The sequence below is a fragment of the Candidatus Peregrinibacteria bacterium genome (genome assembly GCA_016220175.1).
Lineage (GTDB): Bacteria > Patescibacteriota > Gracilibacteria > CAIRYL01 > CAIRYL01 > JACRHZ01.
In genome coordinates, this window is record JACRHZ010000007.1 from 1 (window position 1) to 12,608 (window position 12,608).

General features: G+C 40.7%; 11 protein-coding genes and 2 tRNA genes. 3 read left to right on the plus strand and 10 right to left on the minus strand.

Annotated elements, in window-relative coordinates; translation table 11 throughout:
- Positions 1 to 203 precede the first annotated feature (203 nt).
- Positions 204 to 902: an rRNA pseudouridine synthase gene (locus tag HZA38_00650; GenBank protein MBI5414010.1), complete on the plus strand. Its 699-nt coding sequence runs from the start codon at positions 204 to 206 to the stop codon at positions 900 to 902.
- Between the two features lie 20 nt (positions 903 to 922).
- On the opposite strand, the gene HZA38_00655 is transcribed toward HZA38_00650, so the two are convergent.
- The gene (locus HZA38_00655) at positions 923 to 2,563 is read right to left on the minus strand and encodes a chorismate-binding protein (GenBank protein MBI5414011.1); all 1,641 of its coding nucleotides are present in this window, start codon (positions 2,561 to 2,563) and stop codon (positions 923 to 925) included.
- A 131-nt stretch (positions 2,564 to 2,694) separates the two neighbouring features.
- Here HZA38_00655 and HZA38_00660 point away from each other — a divergent pair, with 131 nt between their 5' ends.
- The gene (locus HZA38_00660; protein MBI5414012.1) at positions 2,695 to 3,399 is read left to right on the plus strand and encodes a hypothetical protein; all 705 of its coding nucleotides are present in this window, start codon (positions 2,695 to 2,697) and stop codon (positions 3,397 to 3,399) included.
- A gap of 88 nt (positions 3,400 to 3,487) precedes the next feature.
- Here HZA38_00660 and HZA38_00665 read toward each other — a convergent pair whose 3' ends face one another.
- Positions 3,488 to 4,801 (minus strand): sigma-70 family RNA polymerase sigma factor, encoded by a 1,314-nt coding sequence (locus tag HZA38_00665; protein MBI5414013.1) that lies wholly within the window; start codon positions 4,799 to 4,801, stop codon positions 3,488 to 3,490.
- 200 nt (positions 4,802 to 5,001) lie between these two features.
- Here HZA38_00665 and topA point away from each other — a divergent pair, with 200 nt between their 5' ends.
- Entirely contained in the window at positions 5,002 to 7,248 is a 2,247-nt protein-coding gene (gene topA / locus HZA38_00670; protein MBI5414014.1) for a type I DNA topoisomerase, read from the plus strand.
- On the opposite strand, the gene HZA38_00675 is transcribed toward topA, so the two are convergent.
- The 8 genes from HZA38_00675 to gap all read right to left on the minus strand — a co-directional run bounded on the left by HZA38_00675 (position 7,249) and on the right by gap (position 12,306).
- Positions 7,249 to 7,632 (minus strand): response regulator, encoded by a 384-nt coding sequence (locus tag HZA38_00675; protein ID MBI5414015.1) that lies wholly within the window; start codon positions 7,630 to 7,632, stop codon positions 7,249 to 7,251.
- Positions 7,633 to 7,749: 117 nt separating this feature from the next.
- Complete coding sequence (gatA, locus tag HZA38_00680) at positions 7,750 to 9,168, minus strand: Asp-tRNA(Asn)/Glu-tRNA(Gln) amidotransferase subunit GatA (GenBank protein ID MBI5414016.1); 1,419 nt, start codon at positions 9,166 to 9,168, stop codon at positions 7,750 to 7,752.
- Positions 9,169 to 9,179: 11 nt separating this feature from the next.
- Complete coding sequence (gene gatC, locus HZA38_00685; protein ID MBI5414017.1) at positions 9,180 to 9,464, minus strand: Asp-tRNA(Asn)/Glu-tRNA(Gln) amidotransferase subunit GatC; 285 nt, start codon at positions 9,462 to 9,464, stop codon at positions 9,180 to 9,182.
- A 138-nt stretch (positions 9,465 to 9,602) separates the two neighbouring features.
- Positions 9,603 to 9,678: transfer RNA gene (locus HZA38_00690), tRNA-Trp, on the minus strand.
- 16 nt (positions 9,679 to 9,694) lie between these two features.
- Positions 9,695 to 9,770, minus strand: a tRNA-Pro gene (locus tag HZA38_00695).
- 82 nt (positions 9,771 to 9,852) lie between these two features.
- Positions 9,853 to 10,200: a hypothetical protein gene (locus HZA38_00700; protein MBI5414018.1), complete on the minus strand. Its 348-nt coding sequence runs from the start codon at positions 10,198 to 10,200 to the stop codon at positions 9,853 to 9,855.
- Positions 10,201 to 10,303: 103 nt separating this feature from the next.
- Positions 10,304 to 11,209: a signal peptidase I gene (lepB, locus tag HZA38_00705; GenBank protein ID MBI5414019.1), complete on the minus strand. Its 906-nt coding sequence runs from the start codon at positions 11,207 to 11,209 to the stop codon at positions 10,304 to 10,306.
- A gap of 98 nt (positions 11,210 to 11,307) precedes the next feature.
- Entirely contained in the window at positions 11,308 to 12,306 is a 999-nt protein-coding gene (gene gap / locus HZA38_00710) for a type I glyceraldehyde-3-phosphate dehydrogenase (GenBank protein ID MBI5414020.1), read from the minus strand.
- Positions 12,307 to 12,608: the final 302 nt, after the last annotated feature.

Sequence of the window (12,608 nt, forward strand, 5' to 3'; positions counted from 1 at the left end):
TACTCTTTCCAATTTGCGATACGATATCTCTGTCTAAGTGAGGATTTCTTTTTCATTTTGAAAGAGGTTATTGTTCCTCCTCATCTTAGACATACTCCTATTCCCGTACAATTTATTTGTGCAACAAAGCCATTCCTAATTCATACTTCCTACTTCCTAATTTAATACGCTATAGTATCTCTGAAATTCACCATAAGCAAATGATCCGCCTCCACAAGCACATCGCCGATCTTGGAATTGCGTCCCGCCGTGAAGCGGAAAGGCTTATTGCTGAGGGCGCGGTGAAGGTGAATGGAAAAGTTGTTACGGAAATGGGCATTAAAATTGATCCGGAAAAAGATGCAGTAGAGGTTTCAGAAAAAACTCTCGCGGAAAAAAAAGAAAAACTCATCTACATCGCCATGAATAAACCAAAAGGATATGTGTGTTCAACACATCGAACTCACGCAGAACCACGTATTGTTCTCGATCTCTTGAAAGGCATTTCAGAAAGAGTCTATCCAGTTGGACGACTCGATAAGGAGAGTACAGGACTTCTCCTTCTCACAAATGACGGAGATTTTGCCTATCGCCTGACGCATCCAAGTTTTGAGCATGAGAAAGAATATCTTGTTGAAACCATGAATGATATTTCGGACGGAATGCTCGAAAAATTGCGCGAAGGAATCCCCATTCTTGGACAAAAAACGCTTCCTCCAAAAATCACGCGTCTCACAAAACGAAGAATGCTCATCACTCTGAAAGAAGGAAAAAATCGACAAATTCGCCGACTTCTGAGAAAAGTTGGAACTGGCGTGCTCAAATTAAAACGAGTACGAATTGCCAAACTTCGACTCGATCCAAATCTGGAAATGGGAGAATACGTGTTTCTTTCACGTTATACGGTGGAGAAAATGCTGTAAAGACGCGATTAATCGCGTCTTTACTCGAATTCTTCCAAGATCTCTCGAACATGTTGCGATTTTTTGTTGACTTCCTTTCTCTCAAACTCGGGAACTGAATCGTACACAATTCCTGCTCCCGCTTGGCAGAAACCTTTTTCTCCGTGCACAAAAAGAGAACGTATAGCGAGAGCAAATGTGGCATCTCCAGAGAAACTCCAAAATCCGACTGCTCCACCGTATGGTCCTCTCGGAACTTTTTCCTCTCTGACGAGTATTTTCATAGCCTCAATGCGAGGAGATCCACAAACCGTTCCCATGGGAAAATTCGCTATTATTCCCCGGAGAGCGGAAATATTTTTTCGGAGAATTCCAGAAATTTCGGAAACGATATGCTGAACATGTGAAAACTTTTTAATCGACATCAGACGATTTACCTCAACAGAACCGTACTCGCACACTTTTCCCAAATCATTTCGCGCCATATCCACCAGCATCATGTGCTCTGCAACTTCTTTTGGATCAGCAAGAAGTTCTGCAGCTTTTGCCGAATCTTCCTCCGGAGTTTTTCCTCGAGAACGCGTCCCGGCGATGGGAAATGTTTCAATGCGCTCTCCTTCTATTCTTCCCACGAGCTCAGGAGAAGATCCAATAATCTGAATTTTCCCGAATTTCAAAAAATACATATGCGGAGAAGGATTTACTTCTCTCAGCCTTCCGTAAAAATTCAACAAGGACCCATGAATCTCGTATTCAAATTTCCGAGAGGGAACAATTTGAAAAATATTTCCCGATACAATTTCTTCTTTCATTCGTTCCACCATTTTTTCAAATTCTGTATCAGTGCAAGAACTCTTCACATATTTTTGTGTAATTTTTTTGGGAGAGATTTTTTGAGCGAGAAGTTTTTGGATTTGTGAAGACCTATCTTCATGCCACGTGAAATATTCAAGCGCCTGACGTTTTCGATCATACACGAGCCCATCGAGAAAAAGTCCAAAAAGAAAATCCGGAAAATCTCCTTTTTCCGAAGATGTTGGAATACTTGCATCATAAAATCTCGCGCTTTCTGTTCCCAAATATCCGATAAGTCCGCCACGAAATCGTTTTTCTTGAGTAATTCCAGCAAATGGAGCGAAAAGCTGGTCTAATGCCTCCAATGGATTTTTTTCCGAATCAATAAGAAATTCTTTTCCATTTACAAACATTTTTCCCTCTTTTGACGAAATAATCGCATGAGGAGAAAATCCGAGAAAAGAATATTCACTCCATTCATCTTCGCCTAAGGATTCGAGAAAAAAGAAATCTTTTTGAGTACATGCGATTTTTTCAAAAATATCGAGGAGAGAAATGTTTCGAAGAGGAAGTTCTTTTTTCTGAAATCTGAGGGATGAAGGGAAAATTCCGAGTGGAGATGCTTCATCTTCCGATTGAATTTTTCGAGATTCCTGAACAATTTTTCGAAAAATATCTTCAATAAGATTTTCTGAAACTCCGATTTTTTTTGCGAGTTTTCTCCGCTGAGAAAGAAGCTCGACTTCCCTCTCCGGTTGAAAAATTTGAATTCCCTGACTTTTTTTTATTTTCGCAATCTTTTGAACTATCTTGAACCGCTCAGAGATATTCTGAACAATAGCTGCATCAATTCCATCAATTTTTTTGCGAAGCTCTGAAATGTCCACCTTGAAAAAAGAAAGAATACCTGTAATATTTTCGCCAGAAAGAGTAAGCTGTTTCTCGAGAAAATTCAATTTTTCCCTTCAATTCTCGTGATTTTTGTGCTATAATTACTTGAAAACTTTCATTTTTTCATATGGCAGATACTACAAACCCGCCAAATCCATACGATCCTAATGCCCAAACAGGCGGAGGAAACCCGCCTCCACCTCCACCACCCCCGCCGCCTCCACCTCCAGGATACGGATATCCTCCTCAGGGATATGGATATTATCCACCTCCAGGATACGGATATCCTCCACAGCAAGGAGGAGGGCAACCGGGAGCATATTACCCACCACCTCCACCGCCTCCTCCTGGATACGGATATCCTCAAGGAGCATATCCTCCTCCACCTCCAGTTGATGAAGGTCCAATTACTCCAATTGGATCATTTGGTCGCGATGAAAAGAGCTTTAAGACCGGAATCAAAATTCCTACACACAGCTTAACATTTGATGAATTTCTCTTTTTGCGCCTTCTTTCGGGATCTATTTCCCTCACGAAGGATGAAAAACGAAGAATTATCGAGGCAGTCCCAAAGCTGAGCCAATATCAAATTGATGAACTCATTAAGATTTTGGAGGAAGAAAAACGAAAATTCTCTGAGCTCGATGTGAAGCACAAGGAACAGCTCCGAACACTCGAAGAGAAACACGCTCAGGAGTGGGCAGATCTTGAAGTCGAAATGACTCAACCGGCTGCACAGCAGCAAGAAGATGCGCAAGCTGAGCAACTCAGGAAGAATCTTGGGCTTGATAAGAAGAATGATGAAGCAGGCGGGAAGAAGAAGACAGCGTAGGTTTTTCACAATTGAAACAGGAAGGCGCGAATTTCGGTTCGCGCTTTTTTTTGTATTATTTCGTAGGCGCGGCAATGAAACACAATTATTACTCATCAAATAATTCTGCTAATCTTTGTCGTTTCAATGGATGTCGCAACTTGCGTAACGCCTTTGCTTCTATCTGCCTTACCCTTTCTCTGGTGAGATCAAGTCTATCCCCGACCTCTTGAAGAGTCAGGCGATCTTCACTTCCAAAGGCAAATCGAAGTCTAATAACTTCTCGCTCCTGTTCTGTCAGTGTCTCTAGCATTTCTGCCACAGTAATCTCACGTTCCTGCTCAAGAACCAGTTCATCAGGAGGAGTTTCGCACCTCTCTTCAACAAAGTTTTCTATTTTTCCATCATCCTCACCAACTGGATTTTCAAGAGAAAGAGTTTGCCGGCATAATTTAAGAATCTCTCTCACTTCACTAATACTAAGACCCATTTCTGCAGAAAGCTCTTCCTGAGTAGGATCACGTCCGAGTCTCTGGGTGAGTTCTCTCTGTGTTTTGATAATCTTGTTAATCCTCGTCACCATATGGATTGGAATACGAACTGTCCGAGCCTGATCAGCGATCGCCAGGTTAATGGCTTGTCGAATGTGCCATACCGCATAAGTAGCAAATCTTACTTCCCTCTCTGGATCAAAATCTTCTGCCGCCCTCATGAGTCCAATATTTCCTTCATTAATAAGATCTTCGAGAGGTAGTCCAGACCAGGTATATTTTTTTGCAATAGAAATAACAAAACGTAAATTATGTTCCACAAGTTCTCCGACAGAATCTGCCATAGCACATTCCGCCGCCTTTCGTTCTTGTTTATCTAAATTTTCTGCTAATTTTACTTTCCGGGTTTGAATTTCTCTTGCAAGAACTATTTCTTCACCTCGACTCAATAATGGAAACTGAGCAGCATCCCTGAAATAATTTCGTAGCAGATTCGGGTTAGTTTCTGCAGTTTCAATCTCTTCTGGTCGCGATCTCTTCCGTTTTACTTTTTTTGTTTTTGGAGGTGCTTTCTCTTTCGGTTTTCTCTCCGGTCCAAATTTTACTTCAATAATATTTTGACGAATCCATTGAACATTTTCTGAATCTTGTTGTCCTTCATGACCTTCGAGAGCTTCCCTGAACCTCCTTCTAAGTAAAGAAAGCTCATTACTCACGTGTCCCCCACTCGTATTTAATGTAGCAGCTATTTGCCCTCTTGTTTTCCCTTCTAAAAACAAAACTAATAATCTGAGCTCCTTATCGTTTAATTCCACAAGATTTCTAACTGCTTGGAGCTGCTCACCCTGTCGTAATTCTACGACGTTCTCAATTCTGGAAAATGCCTCTCGTTGTCCATCAAGGGACGCCTGACTTGTCTCTGAGTCGCCCATTTTTCCATAAAATTATAGACGCGAATTATAAGTGTTTTTATGAGTTCGTCAATGGTATGTGTGCTGATTCAATCATTCGATTTATCAATTCTCAGAATACTCCGCCAAATTCGTAATTGTCTTCCGCTGTCGACAGAAAAACTTTGACATTATGATGACAGATCGAGTAGCCTTTCCGTCGATGCATATTTTCGGATGAAATGACAAAAAATCTTGTGATTGTGGAGTCGCCTACAAAAGCGAAGCTCCTCCAAAAATTCTTGGGAAGCGATTATACCGTTCTTTCCTCATACGGTCACATTCGTGATCTTCCTTCAAAAAAGTCTGAACTTTCTCTAAAAGAGCAAGCTCTTCCCTATGCAACGCTGGCAATTGATGTTGAAAATAAGTATATGCCACTCTATGTTTCTTCTCCGGAAAAGAAAAAGGTTATTTCTGCACTCAAGGATAAACTCGATGAGAAAACAACTCTTTGGATTGCTTCCGATGAGGATCGCGAAGGAGAAGCCATCGGTTGGCATATTATTGAGGTTTTGAAGCCAAAAAAGGGAAATGCGGTGCGGCGAATTGTGTTTCATGAAATCACAAAATCGGCGATACTCAATGCAATAGAGAATCCGAGAAATCTCGATATGAATCTCGTGAATGCTCAGCAAGCAAGACGAATTCTCGACCGGCTTGTTGGATATGGCCTCTCTCCTCTTCTCTGGAAAAAAATCAGATTTGGGCTTTCTGCGGGTCGAGTACAGAGTGTTGCAGTACGGCTTATTGTTGAACGCGAACGGGAAATAAAAGCGTTTACTCCAGAGGAAAGCTGGTCACTTACAGCGCATTTAGAAAAGAATACAAAACAATTTGAAGCAACATTCCAAAAAATCGATGGAAAAAGGATTGTTCTCAAAAATGAAGCCGAAGCAAAAGCTGTTTTAGAAGCTGTTCATAAACAGCCATTTGTCGTCGATGAAGTGGAAGAAAAGGAAACGAAAAGAAATCCGTCTCCACCATTTACAACTTCAACTCTGCAACAGGAAGCTTCACGAAAGCTTGGGTTTTCGGTAAAAAAGACAATGCAGATCGCGCAACAGCTTTACGAGGGAGTATCTCTTGGGAAGGGAAAGTCGAGTGAAAGCTCCGGACTCATTACGTACATGAGAACAGACTCAGTGAATCTCTCTCAAAAAGCGCTTTCTGATGCAAAATCAGTTATCGAAAAAGAGTATGGAAAAGAATATGGTCTCGAATCTCCGCGAGTGTATAAAACCAAGTCAAAAGGTGCACAAGAAGCACATGAAGCAATTCGTCCGACGGAAATTTCACGAAAGCCAGATGACGTAAAATCATTTTTGACTCCAGACCAAATCAAAATCTATACCCTCATTTGGAAAAGAACGGTCGCCTGCCAAATGGCCGAGGCAAAACTCAAAAATACTGCTGTAGATTTCTTGGTTGAAGGAAAAATTGGAACAAAGAAAATGCATACATTTCGCGCAACAGGACAAGTGATTATCTTCCCCGGATTCATTAAGCTCTATCAAGAAGATCTTGATGATGACAAAAATGAAGAGGGAGAAAATATTCTTCCTCCACTCAAAAAAGGCGAAGTGCTTTATCCGGAAAAAATTGAGCCTCAGCAACATTTTACGAAACCGCCAGCGAGGTATACCGAAGCATCTCTCGTAAAAAAACTCGAAGAAGAAGGCATCGGAAGACCTTCTACATACGCTCCAACAATTTCCACCATCATGGCGAGAGGATATGTTTTAAAAGAAGGAAAAGCACTTTTCCCCTCTGATACTGCATATGTGGTGAACGACTTCCTGTTTCAGCATTTTCCAGAGATTGTGGACATAAAATTTACTGCCCGAATGGAGACTGATCTTGATGCTATTGCGGAAGGCGAACAAAATTACATCACTTTCCTCGACCAATTTTATCCGAATTTCCATAAACAAATTGAACTCAAGAATAAAACCGTTTCTAAGGCGGATGTGGTTATAGAACAAGACGAAAACTTGGAACCCTGTCCAAAATGTGGAAATAAGCTCGTGGTGAAACTTTCGAGATTTGGAAAATTTATTTCCTGTTCTACGTTTCCCAAATGTGAATATTCTCGCCCACTTCAGGTGGATGAGGAAAAGGAGGCAGAAATTAAAGCGCTCAGCGAAAAATTTGCAGGAGAAAAATGTGAAAAATGTGGATCAGATATGATCGTGAAAAGCGGACGATTCGGAGAGTTTCTCGCGTGTTCCAAGTATCCAAAATGTAAAACAACTAAGACGATTGAAAAACAACTGGGGATGAAATGTCCTCAGTGCAAAAAAGGAGAAGTAGTGGAAAAAAGGACACGAAAAGGAAAAGTGTTTTGGGGATGTAACACATATCCAAAATGCGATTACGCCAGCTGGAAGAACCCGAAACAGGAAAAAGATGACTCGAGAGAAGATTAGTTACTTTTTCTCGATGAGAACACTCACCTTTTCCGCAAGTTCCTTTGGAGGACATTCGACCTTTTTAAAATACGCTTTAGCGCCGAGCCCAAGTGCCTTTTGAACGCTCCCACTATCAGAAAGATTACTGTAAATTACAATAGGTATTTTCATGTTTGAACTTTTTCGAATTGCAGAAATGTACTCGTAACCATCTACTTGTGGCATGAGAAGATCAAGCACTACAACGTCAGGTTTCATTTCGACTGTTTGCACAATCCCCTCCATTCCTTCATTGCTCACAACGACATCAAAACCAATCTTTTCGAACGCCCGCACAATTCCCCCTTGCACTTGACTATCATCTTCGACAATCAAAACCTTAGGATGTTGAGTTTTAGTCATAGGAAAATATGGTAACTTGCGAATGATGTTACTGAACCTCGACAGATTTTACAATTGAAATCTTTATTTTTTCCAATCAATTTTAATATTCTTTCAATATTTTTTGCCGAAGAGGCATCACGAAGGGGAAAATTCTTGTTCGAGATGCCATCCAAAATTTATAATCTTTTCCTCTCCGAGTTGTGGACCGAGAATTTGCACTCCTGTTTTTAAATTTCCAATTTTTTCCGTTGGAACAGAAATTCCACAAATGCCGGCAATGCTCGGCGTAACTGTAAAAATATCGGCAAGATACATTTGAAGCGGATCATTTGCCTTTTCTCCAAATTGAAATGGGAGAAATGGAGATACAGGAGTGAGCATCACATCAACTTCTCGAAAAGCGCTTGCATATTCTTGAATAATGAGAGTTCTCACTTTTGCCGCTTTCAGATAGTACGCATCATAATATCCAGCGGAAAGAACATATGTTCCCATCATAATTGCTCTTTTTATTTCCGTACCGAATCCTTCAGATCGAGTTTTTTTATACACACTTTTGAGATCACTGGTGTTTTTCGCCAGATGACCATATCGAATTCCATCATATCTCGCAAAATTTGTTGACGCTTCGGCTTTTGCGAGGAGAAAATACGTAGGGACAGCATATTTTGTGAGCGGAAGCGAAATGGGAACGACAATGGCTCCTTTTTTTCGAAAAACTTCTGCGGCATTTTCTACCACTTTTTTCATTGCTGGATCGAGTCCTTCCGCCTCCAAATATTCACGAATAATTCCTACTTTTTTCCCCGCAATATCTGAGGAAAGATAGTCTGTATATTTGGGAACCGAAACATCAACTGTAGCGGAATCTTTTGGATCTTTTCCCGCAATAACTTCAAGAACTCTTGCCGCATCCTCCACTGATTCAGCAAATGGTCCTATCGTGTCAAAACTTGATGCATACGGAAGAGCACCATATCTCGATACACGACCATACGACGCTTTTATCCCGACAATTCCACAGAAATTTGCTGGCTGACGAACTGAACCTCCAGTGTCGGTTCCGAGAGCAAAAGTACATTCTCCACTCGCAACAGCTGCAGCAGAACCACCGGAAGATCCGCCCGGAACACGAGAAGTATCTTGAGGATTTTTCGTGATTTGATATGCAGAGTATTCAGTGGATGAACCATTTCCAAATTCATCACAGTTTGTTTTCCCAAGAGAAACGTATCCAGCAGCTTTGAGTTTTTTGATTACCGTTGCATCGTACGACGGCACAAAATTTTCGAGGATTTTGGAACAGCCTGTTGTTCGCTCTCCCTTTGTACAAATAAGATCCTTAATCCCTCCAGTGATACCACTCAGTGGCTTCGAAAAATCTTTTTTCGCATCAATTGCTTTTGCTTCTTCAAGAGCTTTTTCTTTTCGAAGCGACAAAAATGCTCCAATTTCTGAATCTTTTTTTTCAATTATGCCGAATCGTTCTTCGACTTCCCGAAGAACTGTTTTCTTTCCCGAGAGGTATTCCGATAAAATTTGTGTAATCGACATAAACATCAGAATTAGAGAGCTGCTTTCACTTGAATTTGGGATTTGTGTATTGGATTTGGAGAAGAAGTGAGAAGTTTTTCTGAATATTCGCAGTTCTCAAAAATATCTTCGCGGAGGACATCATGAAGTCCCGTTACTTGAGCCGTTGGAATAATACCTTCAGTATTCACTTCTTGAAGCGCCTCAAAAAATCCCAAAATTTCTGAGAGCTCTTTAGAATATTTTTCTACTTCCGCTTCAGTAAGTTCTAAATATCCAAGTGTAGCGATTTTTCGAATTTCTTCTGGGAAAATCATGTCGTAAAAAAAACTTGACCAAATTGTACCATAGCTTAAAAAAATGAGAACTCCAGAATGGCAAAAGATTTTCTCTAAAACATGCTTTACGAACTCTCATGGCAGGTGGGATCCGCCGGGGCGGACGACACTCGGGTTTGGCAGGTGGGACAGGGATCGAACCTGCGACACTCGGTTTTGGAGACCGATGCTCTACCAACTGAGCTACCCACCTATGTTGCTCATTCTCCTGGTCGGGGAGACAGGATTCGAACCTGCGACATCACGGTCCCAAACCGTGCACTCTACCAACTGAGCTACTCCCCGAAAATTAAAATACGGTACAGGAAAGAACGCGCCCGAAGTCTAATGTGTTTTCCATTTAGACTCAAGTTCTTTTCCGAGTTTTTTAGAGAATATTTGGAAATGCAAAATCAAAATATACAAATCCAAAGAAGATAAGGCATCCAATAACAATGAGAACAGCATCAATTACGGGCTGCTCTCCTGCATCATCATCACTTTCTTCAGGTGGCGTATTCTCCTCGCGGAGGGAGCCCGCAAGAGAAATGCGGAGACTGACTCCACCATAGAGAAGTGCGAGAAAGGCAAATGGTAAGTCTGCGTATCTCAAAAAAACTTCCGTTTCGTACACAAAAAAATCATTTTTCCAAAAAAGAAATGCTGCAAAAAGAAAAACTCCAAGAGTATAAAAGAGAATCCCTGCCACTTTTTGTACATCTTTTAAAAATCTCATACTAAAGTTGAGTGAACCGTACTTTCATCATCTCAAAAAAAGACGAGTATGTCATCAGAAAAAGACATCATGCCTTCTTAAAATCAAGGAAATAAGTATTTTGCTATTCCATTTCTGAAAACCACTCCCATCGTGATGGCGGCCAAAGAATGACCCGAACAGTTCCAACAATATTTTCGAGCGGAACAAATGGCTCTGGCGTTCCTCGATTAAAAGATGAACCCGTATCAAAAGCCGAACGCGAATCGGAGCTATGGAGACGATTATCCCCTAAAACAAAGTATTCTCCTGCTGGCACCACAAATCTTTCGCCATCAACATCTCTTTTTGAAGTACAACTCGAATTAAAACACGTTTTTCCGGCATTTTCCTTGTTAAGATACGACTCATTAAGTGCTCTAAACATTTTTTGAGCGCCACTTTCATCAAGAAGGTATACTTTTCCCCCCTTAATCTCAAGAGTATCGCCCGGAAGACCAATAACACGCTTAATAAAATGTTGCGGCTCCGTTCCACAAAGTTTGCGAAGATCTGATTCGCTCGAAAAAAGTTCTTTTAATGCGCATATTGGTCCCCTTTTGGCAATCATACTGGCATACGGTGGACGAAAAACAATAATTTCCTGCCTTTTAATATTCCCCGAATATGTTGAAATTTTATTCACAAATATACGCTCTTCATTATACAAAGTATCTCTCATGGAATCTCCATCAACTTGAAATGGCGTCGCAATAAATGCTCGAATTCCAGAAACAATAAGGAGAATCACGAGAAGCTCGAGAAAAAAACGGATGATTCCGCCTTTATTTCTCATTGCTTGGCTGATCTCAAGCTCCTTCTGTTTTTTTTCTGCCAGCTTTGCCTCATAAAAAACATCTGTATCAAGCTTCAGAAGTTTTCCTGACTTCGTTTTGGTTTGTATTCCTATAAATTCATCAGTAACAAACTCGTCTCCTGAATTTCCTTGTGTTTGTTCTGGATCATTCGGAACATTCTTCTCTGGATTCATGAAAGATATTAAAAGCGGGGAAAGGATATCAAAAGAGTTGGAAAAACACGAGCGCGAGTTCGAGAAAATGCAAGAAAAGTTATTCTTTTAGAAAAAAATTAGACGAGCACTGTGAGATCGGCGAGTCGATTCGCATATCCCCATTCGTTGTCATACCATGAAATAACTTTTACAAGATTCCCCCCGATGACTTCTGTCATTGCGGCATCGACAATTGAGGATCGTGGATCTTTTTTGAAATCAGAGGAAACAAGTGGCCTTTCTTCAAATCCAAGAATATCTTTTAAATTTGATTCTGAAGCCTTTTTTAGCGCCGTATTCACTGCCTCAATTGATGTTTCTTTCTTGACGAGAACCGTTATATCTACAACTGAAACCGTCGGAGTAGGAACACGCATGGCAAATCCATTGAGTTTTCCTTTAAGATTTGGAAGCACGAGACCAACGGCTTTTGCAGCACCGGTCGTCGTGGGAATCATAGAAAGCCCAGCGGCTCTCGCTCTTCTCAAATCTTTGTGAGGAGAATCCAGAAGTCGTTGATCGCCAGTATAGGCGTGAATAGTCGTCATCAGTCCTTTTTCAATTCCAAAAACTTCATCCAAAACTTTCGCAAGTGGCGCGAGGCAATTGGTTGTGCAAGAAGCATTTGAAATCAAATGGTGTTTTTTGGGATCATAGGTCTTCTCATTCACTCCAACGACAAAAGTACCATCAATTTCGTCACTTGCTGGCGCGGAGAGAATTACTTTTTTGGCTCCAGCCTTGAGATGTTTTTCCATCGCTTCGCGCTTGGTAAAAAATCCCGTACATTCGAGAACGACCTCAACTCCGAGATCTTTCCAAGGAAGCATGGCGGGATCCTTTTCGGCAGAAACATGAATTTTTTTCCCATCAACAATAATATTTTTTTCATCAAACGTAATTTCATCATCATTTTTTCCGTATGTGGAATCGAATTGAAAAAGATGTGCAAGGGTTTTTGTGTCTGTAAGATCATTTATAGCAACGAGTTCGACTTCTTTTGAATATTTTTCAAGGAGAATTTCGGCAACCATTCGCCCAATTCGACCGAATCCATTGATGGCAATTTTTTTCATAGAAACTAATGTGAAAGTGTGAAAATTTCCAGGCGAAGTATAACAGGGAATTAGAAAATGAAAAATTGAGAATTTTTGTATTCTTGCTACAGTAACTTTCATGAAAAAATTATAAATTTCTTCGGTTGCCTCAGAATTGACGACTTGTAATGGGTTGTTTTATTCGTAATGGCTTTGTTGCACAAATCATAATATAGAGACTCAGGAAAGAGCAATTTTCTTTTTCTAAGGTTTTCATACTATTTTGTAACTTTTTGGCATTCCGAGAGCAGTCATACTATTCAAAGCAGAACATATAAGAA